Below are 22,206 nucleotides of genomic sequence, written 5' to 3' on the forward strand. Positions count from 1 at the left end.
AGTAAGGGACACTGGCGGAGGCAGCGGGAGGGGGTCAGAATTTGGCTTCGAACCCGGTATAGAAATAACGACCGATCACGTCATATTCCCCCGCGATATTCTGCGAGCTTCCCGATACCGTGCCCGACGGCAGGAAGGGACTTGTGCTGTTGAAGGCATTGTTCACGCCAGCATAAAGGCGCAGCTCACGCTTGCCGGAGGGCACTTCGACGCTGGCATAGAAATCATGACGCCAGCGATCGCCAACATACAGGAAGGGCGGATTCGAACCGGATTCGCGCGCGATCGCCAGCCGCTCGTTGCTGTCGACCGCCTTGCCTGTATAGCGCGCTTTCCAGCGCAGCTGCAGCCCGCCTTCGCGATATCCCAGTTGAACCTGGCCCTGGTTGCGCCACGATCCGATCTGTCCTTTTTCATCGCTGACCGACACGCCGTTCACGCCATCAAAGATGGTCTTGAAATCGAGAAGCCGCGAATAGAGCAGCCGAAGATCAAAGCGACCATCCGACGACAGCCATTGCGGCGCTGCAAAGCGATAGTTGACCGCAACATCGAAGCCCGAACGGACGATTTTGCTGAGATTGAGGTCCCGGTTGACGACCCGGCGCAGCTGGCCATCAGGATCGCGGGTAATTTCGTTGCAGAAGAAATTGTCCGTGATCCCTTCGGGGTTGCCATAGCATTCGCGCAGCAGTTCATCACCGTCGAGCGAACCGATCGCATCGCGAATCTTGATCTTGAAATAGTCCACGGTCATCGACAGTCCGGGCAGGAAGGTCGGCGTCAGCACGGTGCCGAGCGTCAACGTGTCCGCGGTTTCCTCCTTCAGGCCGGGGTTGCCCGCCGACGGCCCTTCGATCGTGGTCGACAGCTGACGGAAGATTCCATCGGTAGCGATAGTGTCGGCAATGCCTTGCACCGAACGGCAATTGGTGGCGATCGTCCCCGTCGTCGCAGCGGTCACGCCATCGCACACGTCAACGACCGTGTCGGCGTCGTCACGCTGCGGCGAATAGAGGTTGGTGACCGTCGGCGCGCGCTGCGCCCGGGCATATTGGCCCCGAAAGCGTATATCTTCTACCGGCGCCCATTCGCCGCCGACACGATAGCTGAACATCTTGCCGACATTGCGGATGTTATAGCTGCCGTAACGCGCCGCAAGGTCGAGAGTCAAACGGTGAAAAAAGGGCGTATCCGCTAGGATCGGAATGCTCGTTTCGACGAAGACTTCCTTGGCTTTGATATTGCCTTCATACTCGGCGATGAACGAAGCGGAGCCAAAACCGAGCCGCGTCACTTCGTCGGTGATCGATCGCTGCCAGTCACGCCGATATTCCCCGCCGAACGCCAAGGCGACGGGCCCGGCCGGCAGTTCGAACAGATTGCCGCTGACATAGCCCTGAAGCACATTTTGCGTGATCAGGGCATCGAGCTTCATCCCGGCGCGGACATATTCCGCCGCCTGGGGCGTGATCGACCCCGGACCAAAGATATTGATCGGCACGCAGCCCGCCGCGCGCGCCGCCGCATCGACACAGCGCACGCGGGACAGATCGCCGGGTGCCGCCGGGTCAAACTCCGCATTCAATGCCAGGCGCAGATTGTCATAGTTGAGCAGGTTGGTCCGGATCTGGTCTTGATGAAAGCGGCCATAGCCATAGCTGACCTCCCACTTCCAATTGTCCGCGACCTCGCCCTTGAAACCCGCCCAACCGCGCCAGGTCTGACGGTCGTTGGCGATGGTATAGGTGCCGAGCTCAAGAAAGCGGCGGCGCCATGGAATGCCCGAAGACCCGGTAACGGCACGCATCGCGGCCGGAATGAAGGGATTGGCCCGCGGAATGCGGCCAACGGTGAATTCGCCAAGGACACCATAGGTATCGCTGCTCGTGGCAGTTTCCGCCCCCCCGCGCTCGGTTTCGGTCTCGACCTTCGAATATTGGACATGACCGAAGAATTCGACATTATCCGCAAGCTCGATGCCGATCTTGCCCGCCGCGATATAGGAGGTGCGCGGCGTACTGAACTGCAGATCAGGGCGCGTTTCCCAACCATAGACGGTGATGTCGTTGCTACGCGCAAGCTGCCCATCGGCGTCATAATAGAAATAGCCGCCCCCGGCGGTGCTGCTGGAGTGGAAGCGCCCGCCCGGTGGCGTGCTGCTGAACGACGGGCGATTGATCCCGCGATCACCCTGGTTGAGAGGATCGGCATCCGCCGCCAGCGAATAGGAGATGGATTCGAGCGACCGGCGGCGCTGGCTCGCCATCACGCCGGCTTCCTTTTCATAGCTGGCGCCGATCATGACCGAAACGCGATCGTCGAGAAACTTCTCACCCGCCAGAAAATCCAGGTTGCCGCGAAAGGAATCGCCCTGCGACGACAGACCGACTCGGCCGCCGATGCGCACGCCGCTGTATCGGTCGCGCGTGATGATATTGACCACACCGGCAACTGCGTCAGCACCATAGACGGCCGATGCGCCACCCGTAATGATCTCCACCCGGCTGACGAACAATTGCGGGATCGAGCTCAAGCTGACCGAGTTGGAGGTCAATACGTTCGAAACGGTTCGCCGTCCGTCAATCAATGTCAGCGTGCGGTTCGACCCCAGGCTGCGAAGATTGACCGACGACACGCCCGACGCGTTGATCTGGTTCGTTGAGTTTGCAAGGTTGAGGCTGGGCGTGACCGCCGGATAGTCGGTCAGAACTTCGGACAATTCGGTCGCACCCGACGCCTGCAGGTCGTCTTCGCTAATTCCGATGATCGGCACCGGCGAATCGGTGACGACACTGCGCACGATGCGCGAACCGGTGACGACGATATCGTGCCGCTCAGGCTCCGCCGCCGGGGCAGCGATGGTTTCAACGGGCTCCGCATTCGCACGAGCCTGCGTGGCGCGCAGCGGAACCGGGCGCACGACGATCACCCCCGAACGCCCCCAGGTGGCATCAAGACCCGATCCGGCGAGCAGGCGATCCATGCCTTCGCGAACGGTAAAGCTGCCCTTCAGCGCGGGTGCGCGCCGTCCCTTGACCGCGCCCTTGTCGAACGTGACCTGCTGCCCGGATGTGCGGGCGAAAGCCCGCAGACTCGACGGCATGTCCTGGGCCGGGATGGAAAATTGATAGGTGCGTTCCTGCGCAATGGCCGGAACCGCCATCGCCGCCGCGACCATTGCGCCTGTGGCGATCGATCCCCGGAGCGCGAATCGGAACAAGTTCATCGTGAATCCCCCTGCTACAGCCGGGCGATCCCGGTCTCTGGTCAAGCTAAAGACGCACGGCCGCCACCCACGGACACTTGCCCCGTCAGAAAAAAGTTGGCGCGCCGCTCAACGCCGCTCGATCACGAGCCCATCCGCCACCACACGCTCCTTCACCGGATGGAGTACGGCAAGCCCCTCGGCAAAGGCGTCAAGGTCTCCGGCCTGAAAGATTCCGTCGACGCGAATGTCGCCCAAGGAGGGATCGACAAGGCGAATTTTTCGCGCCGAGTAACGGTTCATACGCTCGACGGCGCTCGCCAGCGGCTCATCGTCAAAGTTGAGCAGTCCCGATTCCCAGCTTAGCGATTGGGTGAGATCAGGGCGCGTGATCCGTGCCGGTACCGCGCTGCCCATCGCTTCGACCAGTTCGGCACCGGGGGTCAGGAGATGGCGCCCCGGAACCGCCGCCGACGCCGACGCGTCCGACGGCGCCCGATCGTTGCGATCGCGCACCTCGACCTGCCCTTCATACAGGATGACGCGAACCTCTCTGTCGATCAGCTCGACGCTGAACGACGTGCCCACTGCCACGATCAGCTTGTCGCCCGCGACAACAGTGAAAGGACGAAGCGGGTCCTTGGCCACATCGAATTTGGCGCGGCCATGGAGCAACTCCACCTGGCGGCCGTCGGCCTGCATCCGGACATTCATGGCCGTCACCGCGTCGAGTGACGCACGCGAGCCATCGTCGAGCACGGCAACCTGCCGCTCTCCGACATGGGTTTCATATTCGCGCGGCCGATTGAGGTACCAGCCCAGGCTGACGGCGAGCGTCAACAGCACCGTCGCGGCCGCCGCGATCCATTGCACGCGCCGGGGCTTTCCGACGAACCAGCGACGTTGACCCAACCGACGAAAGGTCGTCAGCGCTTCGGTTCGCAAGGCGATGAGCTGCGGCCAGTCGCCGACTTCGCCTGACGATCGCCAGACGGTCGCAGCCTCCTGAAACAATTCGGCATGCCCCGGTTCCGCCAGCCAGGCCTCGAACACGGCCCACTCATTCTCGGCGAGCTCGCCCTCGGACAGGCGAATGCACCACAAGGCCGCCGTTTCCGCCGCTTCATCCTGCGGGATCATCGTCATATCGCGGCTCATTGCGGATTCCTCATTTCCCGCATCACACCCGCCATGGCGCGCGCAACATGTTTTTTGACCGCACTGACCGAAATACCAAAAGTTTCCGCAATCTTGTCCTGCCCCAGATTTTCCAGGCGATAGAGAATGAAGATGGCCCGCGTTCGCTCGGGCAACGCCGCCACCGCCTTTGCCAGCGACGAGAGCTCGGCGCGCCCCGCCGCCACGCGAAAGGGATCAAGCGGATCCACGCCCGCGTCTTCCGTCCGGCCCACCATGTCGCGATATTGGGCGCGTACCTTTATCCGCCGCGCCCGATCGGCGAGCAGGTTCGACGCCATTTGGAAGATATAGGCTTCGGGCGCCACAAAGTCGGGGCTCTCATGCTTCAGGAGCTTGGCGATCAGCTCCTGCGTCAGATCCTCTGCTTCGGCATGATCGCGCACTCGACGAAGAAAATAGGACAGCAAGGCGGGCCGCCAACGGCGGCCAAGATCGAGCCGGTCTTTCGCGGGCTGCATCGTCGCTCAACCTGTCCTGCAAACTATAGGCACAAGCCTATAGACGCATCGGCACAGCCAAGGGACAGTGAAATTTCCGGGTGACGAACGATTATGTCGCGTGGGCGGGACCGCAAATGCGGCCCCGCCCACGCGCCCTATTTCTCTTTTCCAGCCGGTTTGATCGCCGCCTTGTCGGCGGATGTGGCTTCGCCCCCCGGGAACCGGCCCTTCAGATGGTCTTTCATGTCATAGGGCATGATGCCGTCCTTCCACCAGCTCGGTGCCGCTGTTCCCTTCAGAAAATGATCCCAGAATTCAAGGTGACGCATGCGATAGTCGAGCTGGTTATAGCGCCCCTCGACCCCGTGACCGTCGCCGCGATATTCCAGCATCGCTACCGGTTTGCCGAGCCGGCGCAGCGCAAGGAAATATTGCACCCCCTGATAGAATCCGACCGCCCAGTCCTTGTCATTGTGCATCATCAGCAGCGGCGTGGACAACTTCTGCGCATGATAGAGTGGCGAATTGTCGAGGTAACGCTGCCAATCGTCCCAGATCGGCTGCATCATGCGCCCCTGCCCCTTCTCGATGATCGGATATTGCGAGCGGCTGCCGCCCCAGTAAACGCCGCCGAACATACTCACCAGATCGGACAAGCCCGCTCCCGCGATGGCCCCGGCGAAGCGGTTGGTCTGCGTCGTGTGGAACAGCGTCTGATAACCGCCCCACGAATGGCCGTGCAGCCCCAGTCGCTTGGGATCGGCAACCCCAGCCGCCACAGCCGCATCGACGGCGGGCATCAGACATTGCAGGCTGGACGGGCCCGGATTGCCCCACTGAAAACCGACATCGGCCAACAGGACCGCATAGCCGCGGCTTGCCAATTCCATAGCCCCGCTCGCTTCGAGCGAGGGCGACATGTAATAGAGGGCTTCCTTTGCCGTTCCGCCAGGGCCCGATTCATACATGGTGACAACGGTCGGATAACGTTGCCCCGCCCGATAATTGGAAGGAAGGATCATTGCTCCTTCCATTTTCGCGCCCCAGTCGCAGCTGTAGTTGATGATCTGCATGCCGGCGGGACGCGCATATTTCCGACGGAACGGCGTACGGTCCCAATCGTCGCTGAACAGCGAATCGGGCCGTCCGGTATCGCCCGTCAGCACGACCGACTTGCTCCGCATATCCTCTTCGAGCACCAGATAGCGGGGACCACCCTGGCTTTCCAGATACTGGATCGCGTTGCGGCGCCCGCTGCCGTTAAGGCGCTTGAGCGCCAGCGGGCGCACCCAGTTTTCACCACCGCTGGCGACATCGATGCGGACCAGCCCCGACCGGCGCGTCGGCCGTTCAAGAGCATGAACCAGCAGCTGGTCATCGAGATAGGGCCTGTTCGCCGTCCGCCCCCGTCCGGTTTCCAGTTCGGCGGCATGATCGATCCGCATCAACGACGCCGGCGAATAGCTTGTCCGCGTTTCGGCACCGTTCGACGTCAGGCGGCGAGGCTTGCGATCGGCGTTCGCCGCAGGATTGGGGAGGTACCACAGGTCCCAATTGTCGCGCAGGATCAGGCCGCCCGATTCGAGCCAAGCCGCATGATCAACCGGACCGCGATCGGGAATATCATCGCGATCGGTGATGAAGGATGCGGACAATCCGTCGGTCAGATTGACCGTCGTGCGCCCGGCAATGTCGTAAAGATGGTGATGATCGGCCTGGAAATATGTGAAGAAGCGCCCATCAGGCGACAGTTTCCCGTTGCTGCGCAGAACCTGGTCCAGAATCTTCGCCTTTGCCCCGGTACGGCTGTCGATCAGAAAGACATCGATCGGTCCGTCTTCCAGTTCTGCTCGATTCTCGCGATCGAGTTCGCGATCCTTTTGCGTCGCAACGACCGTCGCAAAACGGGCGGAAATTCCCGATGGCGTGAAATCGGCGACTACCAGTTCGCGAGGATCAGCCTTCGTCACCAGCGGAACGAGCGTCCCGCTGTCCTTCCAGAAGATCGCGGGATAGCGCCGGTCGTTCGGAACCTCCTTCGCCTGCCCTTCCTGGTTGGGAATTTCGACCTGGTTCCAGTGCCACAGGGCCAGGTTGGGAACCCGCTTTGCATCGTCCTTCTTTGCGGATTCCTTACCATCCTCGGCTGGCTTGGCCGCCGTGTCGTCATCGCGCAGGATATCGGTCAGGTTCAACAGCACCGCGCTGCGATCGTCACTCCAGCTCGCGATGGGGGGATCATAAGGCGTGCGCTTGGTCTGCACATACATGCCGACCGGATAGCCGTTTGTCGCCGGGCCGATTTCGTGCGTCCGCAAGGCGGCGCTTCCGACGCCGGAAACGGCCAGAATGGTCGGCGACGCCTTGAGCGGGTCCGCGGGGACCGGCTTGGCGCGCGCATCCTTCTTGCCGTCCTTTTCGCCCTTCTCGCTTTTGGCCTCTTTGGCCAGCGGGGTCTTTACCGCCGTAAAGGCATCGCCCCGATCGGCCCAGACAAGCTCACCAAAGCGCGCTTCGCCCGCGAACAATTGTTGCGGCGCGATCCGGTCGGTCGACGAAAGATAGAGGCCGTTGTCGAAGCCCTTGTCGGCCGAAACGGTCCAGGCGATGAAGCCACGCGATTTGTTGACGGCAAAATCCTGCACGGCGCCCATCTGGACAAAGCCGCCGCTCTGCAGATCGCGCGCGACGAGATCAGAGGCATCGCCGCCCTTCTTCATGAAAATGTGCGTCGATGAGAATCCGATCTTCTCGACATTGGCGAAAACGCTCTGCTTGCCCGTACGAAGATCGAGAAGGACCAGTTCCTTGGTCTTTTTCTTGCTGTCCTTGCCATCCGAAGCCGCACGTACGACCGCGAACCATTGGCCATCGGGAGAGAATTCCATCTGATCAAAGGCCGCGGCAGAAAGAATTTCAAACGGCTTTGCATTGGGCGCCGAGCGCCGCGAGATATTCAGGCGATACTGGCCGTCCGCATCTGCCTTGATCGCCGGATAAAGCGTATGAATCGCATCCTTGTCGCTCTTCAGCGTATCGACGATCGCTTTCGACGGTGCCGACAGTTCGGCGACCCAATCCATATTCCCGCTTGCCGCGACCAGGCTGAATTCGCGCCAGTTGTCGATGGCTTCCAGGTCGATCGGCTGCGTGTTCGCCCGGGACGTGCCAGGCACAGCGATGACGGCGCAGGACAGGAGCGCGGCGGCGAGAACGGATTGACGCATCATGATATTCCTAAGGATCGATATGGACTGTCGGACACGGCGGCGGCGACAGGGAAAGGATGCCTGACAGAACGGGCATCGCCGGTTTCGGCAGACGCGGAGCGGCCGCGCCTGCCGAAACCGGCTTTTGGGTCAGAGCGAGAAATCGAAGCCGAAATAGACCGAGCGGCCGACCGGCGAGTAGGGCCGGAAGGATTCGCCGATATCGGGCTTCTTGTTCAACAGATTGTCCATGCCCATGAATAGGCGCGCCCGATCCGTGACATTGTAGCTTGCCGACCAGGTGACATTCCACGCTTCGCCGAGATAGGGCGCCTCTTCCAGCTCGGCAGCCCGGTCGCGCAGCGCATTGCCGCCCTGAAGGCGGAGCGTCCGGCTGCGATAATTGAGGCCAAGACCCGTCGAGAAGCGATCGCCGGTCAGCAACAGTTCCGCATTCACACTCCAGCGCGACGTCGCGCCCTTGATGAACGAAAAGTCGGAACCGGCCAGCCCGGCTTCATCGCTGATCGAATCGGCGCGAGTGGTCGTTTGGATGTCCAGCTTGTCGAGATAGTTCGCCCGGATATTGGCGGACAAAGTGCCCCACGAAGCGGCGGGGAAGGCATAGTTGAGCGCCAGTTCATAGCCCGACGTCCGCATCGTCCCGACATTCATGTCGAGCGTTGTGACCGCCGTCACTTCGCCACTGGGGCCGCGCGGAGCAAGGGCGCACCAGCGGTTGTCGGTATCGGAAAGATCGACGCATTCCTGCATGACGAACTCGGGCGAGACCGCACCGATCGTGTTGCTCAGCTTGATATTGTAATAGTCGACCGTCAGGGTCAGCCTCGGAATGAAGCTCGGCGTTGCAACCAGTCCGACGGTGAACGTATCGCCGACTTCCGGGTCAAGGTCCGGATTACCGCCAAAGGTGCGGTCGGGGAAATAGAGCCCCGGTTCGAACGCCCCCGGATTGGCGACACCCGCCGCCGTCAACAGCGCCGTGCAGTTCGCGGCGCGCGTGCTGCTGCCCAGATCGCGCTGGCTGGCCGAACAGGGGTCCGCAACGATGGGGAAGTTTCCGCCCGACTGCGGCGAAAAGAGTTCACCCAGAGTTGGCGAACGGACCGCGCGGGCATAGCTGCCCCGGAATTTGAGGTCCGGGAACGGCGCCCATGCGGCTCCGGCATTGTACGTCCAGTTGCCGCCCGTCGGATTATAATCGGAATATCGGAAGGCCCCTGACAGGGTCAGTTCGTGCATCAGCGGGCCGGCATCGGCCAGAATCGGCAAAGCGACTTCGCCGAACACTTCCGATGCGGAAATCGAAAGCGGGTCCTGATAGGTGTTATAGCCGATGGTGCGATGGCCGATACGCAGCGCTTCGTCCGCGAACATGTTGACGCGGGTGCCGAGCGATTCCTTGCGATATTCGCCGCCCAGCACGAATTCGATCTCGCCGCCGGGAAGGGTCAGGCCAAGCGGCGCCAGGCTGCCTTCGACGAAGCCGTTCAGGACCGTCTGCTTCACCTGGGTATGCGCGATGCCGGGTTGATAGATCCAGTCGAGCGCCGCGCCGTTCACCGCCGGATCGCGGGTGAAGGGATTGAACGGCACACAACCGCTGTTCGGCCCCGGGGTGAAGCTCACCCCGCGCGCCGCAGCGGGATTGAGGTTCGACCGGCAAACGATCTTCCCACCGTCGAACACGGCATCAATCGCGGCGCGATAACGATCGCCCGCAATTTGCGTGATGTGCGTGCGGATGTTGTTGCGCCCGATGTTCGCCGACAGTTCATAGCGCAGGCTCGGCGACAAATCGCCCTTTACCCCCAAAATGCCCTGAAAAGTGTGCGCCGACCGGTCCCGGTAGTGCGGCCGGTCATTTTCCACCCGGTTGTAATTGAGCGACGCATTTCCTGCCACCGCGCTGTAGGCGGCCCGCAACGCCGGGGTAATGAAGGCATTGTCGCGCGCCAGCGTCCGGCGGATGGTTTCCGACGCAATCCCTTCGCTCGCGCCGGTATTCCAGCTGTAATAGAGATTGACGAAAGGTTCGAAGGCCGAGCTGATTTCATAACGTGCGGAGGCCGACATGCTGTGCGAGTTGGTCTTCGGCGTCAGCGCGCGATAGAAACGCTGCCATAGCGGCTGCGCCTGGTTCGGGTCGCTGGGGTCGAAGAGCGTCCCGTCGCCGTTCATGCCGAAGGGGGTATAGACGCGATTCCCATCGACGATGGCACCGTTGACCGAGCCGTCTGTCCCACCGCGCAGATAGATGCGCCGCGGCGTCGCACCCGCACCGGCAGGATTGTTGGTCAGAAAATAGGCCCCATCGCTGGTGAACGAGCGATCCTCGCCGCGCAGCATCTGGCTGTTCGCATAGGTATAGCTGAGCGTGAAATTGCCGCGTCCGTCTGCGAAGTTATTGCCGACAAGCACCGACACGCGCGCCTGCTGCGCGTCCCATTTATCGACCGCCGCGCCATAGCGCGCCGTCACCGAAACGCCGTCGAAATCATCCTTCAGGATGAAGTTGACGACCCCGGTGACCGCGTCGGCGCCGTAAACGGCCGAGGCGCCGCCTGTCAGAACATCGACACGTTCGATGAGCGCCTGCGGGATCGCGTTGACGTCGATCGACGATGAGCCGCTGCCGCCGGGCACAAAGCGCCGTCCGTTGACGAGGGTCAGTGTGCGTTCGGCGCCCAGGCCACGCAGATTGAGACTGGTCGCGCCGAGGCTGAAACGATCGCGCTGCTCAGTCTGGCTGAGTGCGGGGACGCGCTCCAGCGCCTCTTCCAGGCGCATGCGGCCGGTGCGACGCAACGCATCGGCGTCGACCGTCGTGACAGGATTCACCGCCGTCAGATTCGGGTTTTGAAAACGCGTTCCCGTAACGATGATATCACCACCGTCGTTGGCTTCATTCTGGTTCGCAAGCTCGGACGCGTCGCGCGCGATCACGCTTTCGTCACTCTGTTGAGCATAGGCCTGCCCGGCCAGGAAACAGGTCGAAACGCCGAGCAACAGCGCGGCTTTTCTGGAGTTCGTCACGATTATCCCCTTCATATAGTTGTATTACCCTCACGCCGCACCCTGCGTGGGGCAGCGTCCCTTGGTTCGATTGCCGGTTGGAAAGTCTGCGCCGTCTGGAAAACGGTCACGCAGGTGAACGGCTCAAGCCTCCAAAGAGCTTGCCCGCAAAAGATCGACTCTCGAAATTCCTGACAGGCGCCCCATCCGCCCCACTCCCCCTATGGCTGGTCATTTTTTCTGGTTGCAAATGATACCATCAGGCGTCGAGAAATCATCTCATAAAAATAGGATTTCTGAACCATTGTCAGCAAATTTTTTTCATAGGAGGGTGAAATCTGAAATTTGTTCGCACGCACAGTCAAGGAAATGAGCCGATATGCCTAAGCAAGGCGGCATCGTCAGATCAGCCCAATTTATCCGTACTTCAGATGAAAATGGATAAGAATATGGGCGTCACTACACGGCGCCGCAGAGCCCCAGCCGTCACCGCCTAGCAGGCGAAAAAGATCACCGCACCCGCCAATCGCGCCCCGGCGCACTGCTCGCAACCCATGCCAAGCCCGGCGATCGGCGCGGCGCGCGCCAAGGCGCCGCTAGATCGGAACCGCCGTTTCATATTTGATGCGTTCCATCGCAAAGCTGGCGGATACGTCGCTCATCGAAACTGCGCTGGCCAGCTTCTTGTAAACACGGTCATAATCGGTGACATCGCGCACAAGGAGCTTCAAGAGATAGTCGACATCGCCGGCGATCCGGTAGAATTCGACCACCTCCTCAATCTGGGACGCTGCGGCCGCAAATTTCGTGAGCCAGGCCTCGCTATGATCATTGGTTTTGATCGCCACGAACACCGTCACGCCCCAACCCACGCTTTCGGGCACAACCAGCGCGACGCGGCGCTCGATGATTCCAGCGTCATTCAGGCGCTTGACCCGGCGCCAGCAAGCATTGGTCGAAAGGCCAAGTTTTTCGGCCAGCTTTTCAAGCGACAAGCTGCAATCGCGCTGCAACTGCCGCAAGATCAGCCGATCGATCTGATCAATTTTCTCCACACTCGCTCCCCCTCTGTGGGAAATTATCACCCAAATCGCCAAAGAGAAGGGAAAAACAGAATAGCAGTCCGAGAAAGCCTCATTTGACGCCACCAACGGACCGCCCAGCCGTCGCGCGGTTGCGGGCTGCGAAGGCCCACGACCCGCATGGCGCTGCCCCCTAAGCCCGGCAGCGATTGACACTTGCCAAGAAAAGTTAAATATCTTAACTTAAGATATTATATTTAACTTATAGGCCTCCCATGAACGCAAGCCCCGGCGCGCCATCGCCGCATTCGCCCTGGAATCCGTTGCCCTATCTGTTCGCCAAGCATTTTTCGGAAGCTCGCATCTTGTCGAGCGAGAGCCTTGGCCCACGATGGCGCGCCATTCGCCTCCATTGTCCCGACATGCCGCGGCTGCGCTATGTCGCGGGCCAGCATGTCCGGATCGAACTGCGCGCCCCCTTTTCGGTTTACGGCCTTCTGCGTCCGATCGAAACGATGCGCACTTATACGATCTGGGATTGGGACGAAGACAACCACAGCTTTGAGCTACGTGTCTTTCTTCACGAGTGCGACGGGATCGGCCTGAATTGGGCACACCGCGTCCGAAGCGGCGACAGATTGCGCTTCTGGGGGCCGCAGGGCGATTTTCGCGTCAACCGCGCCGCGCGCTCCCACATATTCGTCGGCGACGAGACCGCAATGGCCGCCTTTGGCCCCATGATGCGCGATCTGCCACACGACAATTTGGCGATGGCGCTGATCGAGGTCGAATGTGCGGACGACCGGCTTTCACTCCCGACCACCGCCGCCACTCGCTGGCTATACCGGGAAGGGCAGAGCCCGGTTGCATCGCGGGCCTTGCTGAACGCACTGACGGACACCGATCTGCCCGACGGCGCGACAATGGCCTATGTCGCTGGCGAAGCGAAGACATGCCAGTTGATTCGGGATCACCTTCTCGCCCGAAGAGGATGGGACCGCTCGCAGATTTTGGTTAAACCCTTTTGGGCGCCCGGCAAGCGTGGCCTGCATTAAATAGCTTTGATCTTCGCCCGATCGCCGCGACGCTCGTCGCTCGGCCATGGCGCGCGATCATCGAACAACGACAGCAGCGCCCCTCTTATCCAGTGGATATATGCGACAATGAACGAACAGACAGGAAACCGGCGACAAAGGGTCCGCGAGAATACGGTCAACGAGATATTGACCGTGGCCCGGCAATTGCTGGCGGATGGTGGCCCCGAAGCGGTTTCGAACACCGCGATCGCCCGCGCCATGGGAATGACGACGCCTGCCCTCTATCGATATTATACCAATCACCAGCAACTCGTCGGCGCGCTCACCACACGCCTCTATCAGGAACTCACGGACAAGGTCGCGGCGGCACGGGCGACTGCCCCGACGGCGAACCCGGCCGGCCCGCTGCTCGCAATGTGCCGCGCCATGCGCGCCTGGGCCCTTCATTTCCCGGTCGAATTCTGCTTTCTGTTTACCAACCGCTCCTTGGCCACGCTCGACGATGCAGCCGAAGCGGGAACCGCATTCGGCGATGCCTTTCTAGAAGAATTGGCAAGCATCTGGAACCACAGCCCCTTTCCGGTGCGCGCCCTCGCCACGCTTCCTCCCGGTCTTGCCGATCAGATGGAGGCCTATTCAAAGCGAATAGGCAACCGCCTTCCCGCCGGCGGGATCTACATTTTTCTGAATGCCTGGACGCGCCTTTACGGCGTGCTCAGCATGGAGGTTCTGCATCAACTGGAATTCGCGCTGGACGATGTAGGCCCGTTTTTCGAAGGGCAACTCCAGGATATCTGCGATGTACTGGACGTCAGATATGAAACATGAGCTTCAGAGCTGCCGTTCCACGGCGTAGAAGCTGAGAAACTGACCGGCCCGGCGGCGACCGCCAACGCTATACCGGCGAACCAACCCGTAAGCCCAAGCGGGCGCATGCCATTTGATCACAGCACATTTCAGAGGTCTGAAGTGACACGCCCGACATGAATATGATGGGCACTCAAATCATTGGGAAATTTCGGTCTCGCCAAATCGTTAATGTCCGAAACGCGCCCGAGCCCGGTCATTCCGAACAAGCCGGCGAATGCCCGAAAGCCAACTTTGATAACGTTCTAATTGATCGGTCGGATTTAGGACGTTCCCGCCGTTCTCGGACAATGGAGTTGACGGCAGGCCCTTCGCTGGAATCTGACGCTCATTGCGCGGTCCACTGGACTAGACTGCGAGGCAACCGGGCCAAGATCATAAATTTACTTCGTGGCTATTCAGACCGTCACGAAACGCCTGAGATCGATGAGTGGCCTGGATCGAATGTTCTTCCGTGTATGCGATCACTCGAGGTTTCTCAGTCGGATGTTCCGGTAGCGCCGTCATCAGCCGGCGCGTTCGGATCCGTCACGGTAAAGGTGATGGAGCCGGCGACGGCGGAGATAGTTTTCCCCGCCGTCACGGAAGCGCCATAGTGCACATAGTATTTGCCAGGGGCGGTAACCTCCGCATCGTTGCGCGGGTGCGAGGCGACCAGCCGGACGTCGGTTTGGGCAGCGGCGGGTAAAGCGGCGGCGATGGCGGCGGTGGTTGCGAGAGGCCCGAAAATAGGGCGCATGATACTGCTTCCGATGCAGGGATCAGGCGGGTAGCGCGCAGTCCGCGTGCATGGCCGCCCGATCAATTGAGAGAGGCTCAGCAGCCTTGTGGCTTCTTCTTGCCCTTGGCGAGGCCCCCGAGCACCCCACCAATGCGGGCGCCCTGGCTGCCGCCGACCGCTCCCCCGACCGCCGCGCCCGCCGCCGCACCTGTCGATGATGTGCAGCGTTCGGCTTCGGTCTGTGCGCTGGTTGCGCCATTCGGTGCGGCCGCGGCCTTGCTCAAGGGCGCTGGCGCGCTGCCACCGCTGAGGCTATCATAATAGGCTTCCGCCGCCGGGGAAAAGGTATCCCCAACAGTTTTTGTGTCGCCACGATTCCGCAGCGTCCAGGCGTAGACTTCGTTGAAGTCCTTTGCCCCGGCATTGTCGGCGCGGGTCCGGTCGATGCCCTCATAGTTGCTGGTGCACCAGATGCCCCATTCGGCGAGCTCGCCTGGCTTGCAGGCCTTGCCGTTGCTTAGCCGGGCCAAGGTCGGCTTTTCGAACGTGGTGTAGCAGGCGGTGAGATCGCGGGTCGATGCCCAGCCAAGCGGGCAGCGTGCGTTGGGGACGGGTTTGGCCAGACGGGCATCCGGAGACGACCGGGTTTCGGCGGAGAAGTCGATGCTTTTGCGCGTGGTGCAGTAACGGCTGCCCTCCGGGAAGTAACCGGTCGGGCAGACCTCACTGCTGCTGGCGCGCACGATGATCCTGGGCGAGTCCGCGCTGATCGGATAGCAATTGCCGGGTATGCCCCGGACGCGGTTGGGGCCCGTGCCGCCTTCGCGCCAGTTAAATGGGCAGGTGCCGAGCTTGGGCACGGCATCGGTGCGCTGGGCAAGGGCGGGGGCCGGTATCGCGAGCGTCGCAACGAGCGGCACGGCGGCGAGCGCGATTGAGGCAAAAACGGTCGGGCTGCGGCCGATGCGGTGCGTGGTGGTCATGGTCGAAACATCCTCATTCGCTGACGGCGCGGGGCCGATATCATTGGCAAACCGGAACTAAGCTGGCACCGGGCGCCGCGCCATGCCATGCAGCGGACTGCCATGACATGGCATCTGCGCGATCGGTCAGGTGCGGCTGCAGGGGAGGCATCGGGGGATGCGTGAAGGGACGCTTTAGTGTAAGGGTAAGGTGGTGCCAGTTGCTGGCGCTAAGGTCAGGACCCATTGATTTGCGGAGATAGCTGTGATTCAGGCGATGATGAAGGAACCTGAACTTGAGCGATTTATTCTAGGTTTCGTGGACAAAGCTTGACTGTGGACTCGGTCGCTGATTCAAGGCTGGCTTTTGGAGGCAACCTTGGGCGAGCGGATCGGCGTTACAGACGAAGAATGGGAAGTGATCGGGGCGCTTCTGCCGCCTGAACATGGTCGTGGATGCCGCCCCGCACAGGATAACCGCCCCTATTTCGAAGGCATGATGTGGATCGCCCGGACCGGCGCGCAGTGGCGGCATCTGCCCGATGAGTACGGCAAGTGGAACAGCGTGTTCCGGCGCTATCGACGCTGGGTCACGACCGGCGTGTTCGATGCCATGCTCGAGACGTTGAGCGAGTTGGCGGGGCGCAATACATCCGCCGACATGATCGATAGCACGGTGGTCCGGGCACATCATTGTGCTGTCGGCATAAAAAGGGGACTCAGCAAACCGAGGCGCTTGGCCGATCGCGAGGCGGCTTCTCCACCAAGCTCCACGCCAGATGCGACGCCAGAGGTCTCCCGCTCGGCTTCGTGCTGACACCGGGACAGGCGCACGATGTGCAGGGCTTTGCTCCGCTGTTCCGCATGATTAGCGATCGGATCGAGGCCTTCCTGGCTGATCGGGGCTACGATGCCGACGCCATCCGCAAGGAGATCGAGGCAGCCGGTGTAGAGGCGGTAATCCCGGCCAAGGTCAACCGGCGCAATCCCGCCCCGCACGATCGCGCGAAATACAAATGGCGCAACCTGATCGAGCGCCTGTTCAACAAGCTCAAGAACTGGCGGCGTGTCGCCACCCGCTACGACAAAACCAAGGAATCTTACCTCGGCTTCGTCGCACTCGCCTCAGTCAAACTATGGATACCATTTGTCCACGAAACCTGGCTGTCGGACGAGCAGATGGCTCGGCTTCAGCCCTATTTTCCGAAGAGCCATGGCCGCAAGCGTGTCGATGACCGGCGGGTTTTGAGCGGCATTATCTTCGTCAACCGCAATGTGGACTTGTACGATTTTGCGCCGGTCCCCTATTTTACTATGCCACCTTGGCTTCGAACGCGAGGAGGCTGATGCCGCCCAGATATGAATGACGCCGACGGGTATTGTAAAACCCGTTGATGTGCCGAAAGATGGCAGCCTCAGCATGACGCCTTGGTGGCCAGCTCTGACGCCAGATCAGTTCCGCCTTCAGCGATTTGAAGAACGTCTCGACGGCGGAGTTGTCATAGCAATTGCCCTTGCCGCTCATCGAGGGTCGCAAGCCATAGGCTTGCAACTTCTTCTGGTAGGCATAGGAGCAATACTGGCTGCCACGGCCCGAGTGGAAAAGGCAGCCTGGCGGCGGATTGCGAAGGAGCCCCGCCATGTCCAGCGCCCGGATCGCCAGATCCTTCTTCATCCGATCGCTGACTGCCCAGCCCACGACACGGCGGCTATGCAGATCGAGAACACGTGGAACATCGACCGCATCCTGCGATTGGCAGGCGGCGACAACTTGGACGTGTTCCGCTCGCCCGACAACCAGCACCTCGTCCGCGACACGATGAACGCGGGCCAGCGCCGGGCCTACGGGACGATGCTGGTGATGCTCGAGGTCGCGGGCCTGACACACATGGGGCGCAAGCGCCGGGACGTGCATGGCGAGCCCATGCCGACCGAGACCCGGCCTTGCCTCCGGTGCCGCAAGCCCTTCGAGAGCGAGGGCTCGCACAACCGGCTAGCCCCAGTAGGAGCGGCTACCGTTGGCCGTGTCGAACAGGATTTCTTGCAGGTTGCCGACCTGCTGGATTCGGACACCTTGCTCGCCTTCCCGAACATAGCGGCACCCCATAGCCAAAGCCCGGTCAGACCGTCGGGCATTATGAAGATTCATGGCTCTCTCAAGATCAAGGAGTTGCGGACAAACGATCGCTTGGTTTTTTGCTGTGACCCGGTTTCTGGCCACACTCACGGGAAGGGGATTTACCCCTCTCCAGTCTTTGGCACGGGAGTTTGCCAACGCTTCCTCAGCGGCGACTTTACGCTCGCGCACGCGTGCGGCCTCTTCAGCGGCCTCGCGAGCAAACTGCTCATGTAGCCGCTGTTCTTCGGCCAGGGCTTCACCGGTCAGCGGCTCCAACCCAGCAACATTGGTATTTATCGGTGTTGTCATTTCACCGGCAGCAAGTGGACGTGACGCCTTCTCGGTCCCGGAATCAGCCCGCGACCCGATAATGATCAGGATGATCACCAATAGCACGAAGAACAGCGCAACCTTCTTCAACATACTTCTCCCCCAATCTCCCCACTCTCAAAACGGCCGACGGCAGCAATGACCCGCTCGATCGCGGCAACCCATCTGTCCTGATGCTGTGGCAAGAACTGCTCGATCCTCGGGCCGGAGCGCCCGTTGACGGCGACATATTTGTTGTTCGGCTCGTCGATCACGGTTCCGCCAACCATCTTGGCCAACGCCTCGAAATACGGCCGCCAGATCGCTTCCGGCAGAGTCCAGGATGCGGGGTTCGGCCAGAAGGTGCCGTTCTTCATGAGGTACCCCAAGTTGATCGGCTTCTCCTGATCAGCCAGATCGAGCTTCAGGTTCAGACTGGCCTTGAGATCGGGATAGACGCCGAGAGGTTCGAGCGCCGACAGGAGCGACCGGATCGCGGCAGGTATGCCCGGCTGCTGCTCAGCGAGGTGCGCGTGAACGATCGGGAAATCCGCATCAGCGGCTCTAAAGCTGTGTTGGCGCGGAGTGCCGCCGGGGGCGTGGCCAAAACCACGCCCGCAGTTCTCTCTTTTGTTCGGGAATGGCGCACCCGACAGGATTCGAACCTGTGACCTCTGCCTTCGGAGAGCGTACTAGGCCGTTTACGCCATGTCACGCTATTCTACGAGATCGCCTGTATTTATACGCTAACCCACTATAATATAGCATTTTTATTGAAGTTTGAATGTGGCCTGCCGTACCCTAGCGCACGCCCCCTTTTCCGTTCCACTGCTTCCGTGGTGCTTCCGTGAAAAGAAGGCATAAACGGGAGAAATCCGTGCCCAAACTGACAAAACGCGTCGTCGATGCTTCCGCCGCGACCGATCGAGACTATTTCGTGTGGGATGACGAGCTGCCCGGGTTCGGATTGAGGGTCTTTCCGACCGGCAAGCGAAGCTACCTGATCCAATATCGCGCGGTCAACAGAACCCGTAGATACACAATCGGCCTTCACGGCGTTTGGACGCCCGAGACCGCGAGGCGGGAAGCTAGGACTCTGCTCGGACGTGTAGCGGCGGGCGAAGATCCAGCCGAAGAGCGATCCGAGCTTCACAAGGCAATGTCCGTAAAGGAATTCTGTGAGCTCTACATCCGCGATCTGAACGATGGGCTGATCCTTGGCAAAGGGGGGCGCCCGAAGAAACAGTCCACGATCGACACAGACATCGGGCGTATCAATCGCCATATCATACCGTTGCTCGGGACGAGGCATGTTCGGGATCTGTCCAAGCCCATCGTGACGAAGTTCATGCGAAATATCATGGCGGGTAAGACGAAACTGAACGAAAAAACAAAGAAACTGCGCGGCCGGAGCATTGTTCGAGGCGGACCGGGCACCGCTACACGCACCGTGGGCCTCCTGGGCGGTATGCTGACCTATGCCCTAGACCTCGGGCTGATCGAGGCTAACCCCGTACATGGAGTGAAGAAGCCGAAAGACAATGTCCGTGACCGGCGCCTGAGCGATCAGGAATATCGCGTTCTCGGAGAAATGATCAGACAGGCGCGCCAGATCGAAAAGTTCGAGGTCACGGCCGAAATTATTCGACAGATCGCCCTGACCGGGTGTCGCCGCGGAGAGATCATCAATCTGAAGTGGAGCGATGTCGACTTGGACGGTAGCGCGCTCCGGCTGAAAGAAACTAAGGAAGGCAAATCGGTTCGGCCCATGGGCCTCCCGGTCGTCGAATCGCTTGAAGAGCGTCAGCCAACGGCACCCGGGACCTATGTCTTCCAGGGCCAGGGAGACAATAATCCGTTCGGCGGCTTCTACAACCATTGGGTAGAGATATTCGCCGGCTCCCCACTCGAAGGCGTTACGCCGCATGTCCTCCGCCATAGCTTCGCCAGCATCGCGAACGATCTTCACTTCACCGAGGTTACGATCGCGGCGCTGATGGGCCACGCCAAGGGTTCGGTCACTAGCAAATATATCCACGTCCTCGACGCGACACTGATAATGGCGGCCGATACGGTGGCAGGATATATTTCCGCCCTGCTCGAGGGCACCATCTTCCAGCATCGTGCCTACGCGCTGGACAGGGCCGCCAGAAAAGCTGCCCTGTCCGACTTCATCGCTCGCCATCGCGCGGACGCTGATCTCACGGAGAAGATCGCAGCTTGAGAGGCTTCGCCCTCAACCGGGCGAACGGACCGCGCAGAGACTAAGCCTTTGGCAGGAGGGCCAGCACAACCTTCAGGTCGCCTTCAGTCTCACATGCCTCGATAGGCCGGCGCCCTGCGAGCTTCGGGTGCGCGCTGTTGAGGAAAAGATTCGCACGGTCGGGATCGCGGAAGGCCTTCTTCGCCTCCGTAGTCAGCCGCTTCCGCAAATCTTCAGCCGCTTCCGCGGCCTGAACGCGGCGCCTTCGATCAGTCTCCGCGCGTTCGATATGGTCGAATGCCTTCCAATAGCGATCGTCGCTCACACTTGCCCATTCGGCGATCGGGACGCCGTCGATCATCTTCGAGGCGAGCCAAGCATCGGCGTCGTCCTTCAGTCCGTTGGTCGCGGCAATGCCAAAGTTGCGGAGCCGCTTCGCCTTCTCATCCTCGATCCGCTTTTGCTCGGCGGCCTCCTTCTCCTCGCGCTTCCGGCGGAGCCCATCGCGCCACTCCTGAAACGGCAGGCCGCAAAGGTCGTCGACGATCGGAACTTCGCGAAATGCGCGGGTCATGTCGCGAATGGCGTCGACCCGCTCGAGGAGGGCGCGATAGTGGTTTCCGCCCTCGCCTGCCACCGCCCATGGGTTCCGCCCATCGACATTATAGCGTCGCATCCAGCGCCGGCTGATGCCGTCTGGATCGGGATGCCTTGCATCCTCGGCGATCGAGCGGACCTTCCATTGCAGCTCATGGCGATGATGGAGTCGGTGATGAAGATCGGGATCGACATAGAAGCGCTGCTCATCCTTCGCCCAGATCACGGCCTGCCGATCGGTGAAAAGATGGAAAAGATATTCAACGACGGCTTGGCTCGCCGACCCGAAGGTTTCGCGCGAATAGCCCGCAGCGGCGAGCGCCTTGGGCGTGTAATTACTGAGATCGGTGCGGAGCATCCAGGTGGGCAGCACGCTCTCCAGATGGCGCTCGTTCGGCCATTCTCCCCTGATGCGGATATCTCCGCCCGCTGAAAAACCAATGCTAGGCTTGTAGATGAGGGCGTGAACCAGCCCAGCCTGCCAAAGCTGGGGCCGGACGGTGAACCAATGGCCAAGCGTGGTCTTGGCGCCGACGAGATAGTCGAGCTCGGCATCCTGTAGGTCGGTCATGACCTGCGAGACCCACTCGCTATCGATGAAGGGCTTTTGGGGTCTTTCGGCGATATGCCAGCGGAGCCGTTCGCCCTTTGCCTTCTTCTCCCTGTTGACCCGCTCGGACAGAAGCAGCTCGGCGCGCTCGCGATCCGGATGGTAGACCCAGTGCCGCGGCGCGAGATGCAGGATTTGGTCGTCGAGCTCGGCCTGGTCGAGCTTGCGCCACCGCACCCCCGAAAGGTCGATCTCGATCATCGGGCAGTCGGCATGCGCTACCTTTGTCTGCTTGTCCGTATCGACCGCGTGCGCGACCTTGAACTCGACCGCGCGCCGATCCGCCCCGGTCGTCACCATGGCGTCGGGCTGGAAGGTGCCCTCGGATTGTTCGAGCTTTACGCTGTCGAGAGCGAATTCCCCGCCTTCGAACACGACCTCCTGAAGACCTCCATCGCGAAGAATGAGTGCTGGCAGGGTGACCCGCCGAACAGCCAGCAGAAGCAGCTTCGCGTAAAGATGCAGCGCTGTCTCACCCGAACAGCGGCTGTCGGATCGATGTGCGAAGTGCCGCCGGTTGACCTTCGGCAACCGGAGCGTCAGCCGCTCCTCACAGCCCAGGCAGATGAACGGCCCCTGCCTTGGCGACGTGATCTGTTCGACATGACGGACGACGCCGTCGCCGCATGCTGCAAAGGGCACGCGCAGACCCGAGGGATCGGGTTT

14 protein-coding genes and 3 pseudogenes are annotated in these 22,206 nt (G+C 61.0%); 5 read left to right on the top strand and 12 right to left on the bottom strand.

Annotation, left to right across the window (positions count from 1 at the left end):
• Positions 1–34 precede the first annotated feature (34 nt).
• The 6 genes from U0S50_RS08685 to U0S50_RS08710 form a co-directional block, all read right to left on the bottom strand.
• On the bottom strand, positions 35–3,229 hold the full coding sequence (locus U0S50_RS08685) for a TonB-dependent receptor (protein ID WP_322308384.1): 3,195 nt from the start codon (positions 3,227–3,229) through the stop codon (positions 35–37).
• A 108-nt stretch (positions 3,230–3,337) separates the two neighbouring features.
• Entirely contained in the window at positions 3,338–4,366 is a 1,029-nt protein-coding gene (locus tag U0S50_RS08690) for a FecR family protein (RefSeq protein WP_322308385.1), read from the bottom strand.
• Entirely contained in the window at positions 4,363–4,866 is a 504-nt protein-coding gene (locus U0S50_RS08695) for an RNA polymerase sigma factor (RefSeq protein ID WP_322308386.1), read from the bottom strand. Before U0S50_RS08695 ends, U0S50_RS08690 begins: the two co-directional genes overlap by 4 nt.
• Positions 4,867–5,003: 137 nt before the next feature.
• A complete protein-coding gene (locus U0S50_RS08700) occupies positions 5,004–8,078 on the bottom strand; it encodes an alpha/beta hydrolase family protein (protein ID WP_322308387.1) in 3,075 nt (1,024 codons plus the stop codon).
• 129 nt (positions 8,079–8,207) lie between these two features.
• Positions 8,208–11,114: a TonB-dependent receptor domain-containing protein gene (locus tag U0S50_RS08705; protein ID WP_322308388.1), complete on the bottom strand. Its 2,907-nt coding sequence runs from the start codon at positions 11,112–11,114 to the stop codon at positions 8,208–8,210.
• 575 nt (positions 11,115–11,689) lie between these two features.
• Positions 11,690–12,148: an Lrp/AsnC family transcriptional regulator gene (locus U0S50_RS08710; protein WP_322308389.1), complete on the bottom strand. Its 459-nt coding sequence runs from the start codon at positions 12,146–12,148 to the stop codon at positions 11,690–11,692.
• 242 nt (positions 12,149–12,390) lie between these two features.
• On the opposite strand from U0S50_RS08710, the gene U0S50_RS08715 reads away from it, so the two are divergent.
• Positions 12,391–13,170 carry a siderophore-interacting protein gene (locus U0S50_RS08715; RefSeq protein WP_322308390.1) on the top strand — a complete coding sequence of 260 codons (780 nt, stop codon included), beginning with the start codon at positions 12,391–12,393 and terminating at the stop codon, positions 13,168–13,170.
• A 108-nt stretch (positions 13,171–13,278) separates the two neighbouring features.
• Positions 13,279–13,980, top strand: coding sequence for a TetR/AcrR family transcriptional regulator (locus U0S50_RS08720; RefSeq protein ID WP_322308391.1), 702 nt, complete (start codon positions 13,279–13,281; stop codon positions 13,978–13,980).
• A gap of 517 nt (positions 13,981–14,497) precedes the next feature.
• Here U0S50_RS08720 and U0S50_RS08725 read toward each other — a convergent pair.
• Both U0S50_RS08725 and U0S50_RS08730 read right to left on the bottom strand, forming a co-directional pair.
• The gene (locus U0S50_RS08725) at positions 14,498–14,758 is read right to left on the bottom strand and encodes a hypothetical protein (RefSeq protein ID WP_322308392.1); all 261 of its coding nucleotides are present in this window, start codon (positions 14,756–14,758) and stop codon (positions 14,498–14,500) included.
• Positions 14,759–14,835: 77 nt separating this feature from the next.
• On the bottom strand, positions 14,836–15,723 hold the full coding sequence (locus U0S50_RS08730; RefSeq protein ID WP_322308393.1) for a hypothetical protein: 888 nt from the start codon (positions 15,721–15,723) through the stop codon (positions 14,836–14,838).
• 397 nt (positions 15,724–16,120) lie between these two features.
• Between U0S50_RS08730 and U0S50_RS08735 the strand changes: the two are divergent.
• Both U0S50_RS08735 and U0S50_RS08740 read left to right on the top strand, forming a co-directional pair.
• Positions 16,121–16,782 (top strand): annotated as a pseudogene (locus U0S50_RS08735) (IS5 family transposase); the annotation flags it as partial.
• A gap of 99 nt (positions 16,783–16,881) precedes the next feature.
• Positions 16,882–17,010: pseudogene (locus U0S50_RS08740) on the top strand (IS5/IS1182 family transposase); the annotation flags it as partial.
• A gap of 4 nt (positions 17,011–17,014) precedes the next feature.
• Here U0S50_RS08740 and U0S50_RS08745 read toward each other — a convergent pair.
• The 3 genes and pseudogenes from U0S50_RS08745 to U0S50_RS08755 form a co-directional block, all read right to left on the bottom strand.
• Positions 17,015–17,428: pseudogene (locus U0S50_RS08745) on the bottom strand (DDE-type integrase/transposase/recombinase); the annotation flags it as partial.
• Positions 17,429–17,695: 267 nt separating this feature from the next.
• Complete coding sequence (locus tag U0S50_RS08750; protein WP_322308394.1) at positions 17,696–18,244, bottom strand: hypothetical protein; 549 nt, start codon at positions 18,242–18,244, stop codon at positions 17,696–17,698.
• Positions 18,238–18,507 (bottom strand): hypothetical protein, encoded by a 270-nt coding sequence (locus U0S50_RS08755; RefSeq protein WP_322308395.1) that lies wholly within the window; start codon positions 18,505–18,507, stop codon positions 18,238–18,240. Before U0S50_RS08755 ends, U0S50_RS08750 begins: the two co-directional genes overlap by 7 nt.
• A gap of 500 nt (positions 18,508–19,007) precedes the next feature.
• Here U0S50_RS08755 and U0S50_RS08760 point away from each other — a divergent pair, with 500 nt between their 5' ends.
• Positions 19,008–20,354: a site-specific integrase gene (locus U0S50_RS08760; protein ID WP_322308396.1), complete on the top strand. Its 1,347-nt coding sequence runs from the start codon at positions 19,008–19,010 to the stop codon at positions 20,352–20,354.
• Positions 20,355–20,394: 40 nt separating this feature from the next.
• On the opposite strand, the gene U0S50_RS08765 is transcribed toward U0S50_RS08760, so the two are convergent.
• Positions 20,395–22,182, bottom strand: coding sequence for an MbcA/ParS/Xre antitoxin family protein (locus tag U0S50_RS08765; protein ID WP_322308397.1), 1,788 nt, complete (start codon positions 22,180–22,182; stop codon positions 20,395–20,397).
• Positions 22,183–22,206 lie beyond the last annotated feature (24 nt).

The sequence above is a fragment of the Sphingopyxis sp. genome (assembly GCF_034380315.1).
GTDB lineage: Bacteria > Pseudomonadota > Alphaproteobacteria > Sphingomonadales > Sphingomonadaceae > Sphingopyxis.

Excerpts from the sequence above, each read along its gene's own strand:
- U0S50_RS08685 (WP_322308384.1), bottom strand. The coding sequence starts at position 3,229 with ATGAACTTGTTCCGATTCGCGCTCCGGGGATCGATCGCCACAGGCGCA.
- U0S50_RS08690 (WP_322308385.1), bottom strand. The coding sequence starts at position 4,366 with ATGAGCCGCGATATGACGATGATCCCGCAGGATGAAGCGGCGGAAACG.
- U0S50_RS08695 (WP_322308386.1), bottom strand. The coding sequence starts at position 4,866 with ATGCAGCCCGCGAAAGACCGGCTCGATCTTGGCCGCCGTTGGCGGCCC.
- U0S50_RS08700 (WP_322308387.1), bottom strand. The coding sequence starts at position 8,078 with ATGATGCGTCAATCCGTTCTCGCCGCCGCGCTCCTGTCCTGCGCCGTC.
- U0S50_RS08715 (WP_322308390.1), top strand. The coding sequence starts at position 12,391 with ATGAACGCAAGCCCCGGCGCGCCATCGCCGCATTCGCCCTGGAATCCG.
- U0S50_RS08720 (WP_322308391.1), top strand. The coding sequence starts at position 13,279 with ATGAACGAACAGACAGGAAACCGGCGACAAAGGGTCCGCGAGAATACG.
- U0S50_RS08725 (WP_322308392.1), bottom strand. The coding sequence starts at position 14,758 with ATGCGCCCTATTTTCGGGCCTCTCGCAACCACCGCCGCCATCGCCGCC.
- U0S50_RS08730 (WP_322308393.1), bottom strand. The coding sequence starts at position 15,723 with ATGACCACCACGCACCGCATCGGCCGCAGCCCGACCGTTTTTGCCTCA.
- U0S50_RS08750 (WP_322308394.1), bottom strand. The coding sequence starts at position 18,244 with ATGTTGAAGAAGGTTGCGCTGTTCTTCGTGCTATTGGTGATCATCCTG.
- U0S50_RS08755 (WP_322308395.1), bottom strand. The coding sequence starts at position 18,507 with ATGAAGAACGGCACCTTCTGGCCGAACCCCGCATCCTGGACTCTGCCG.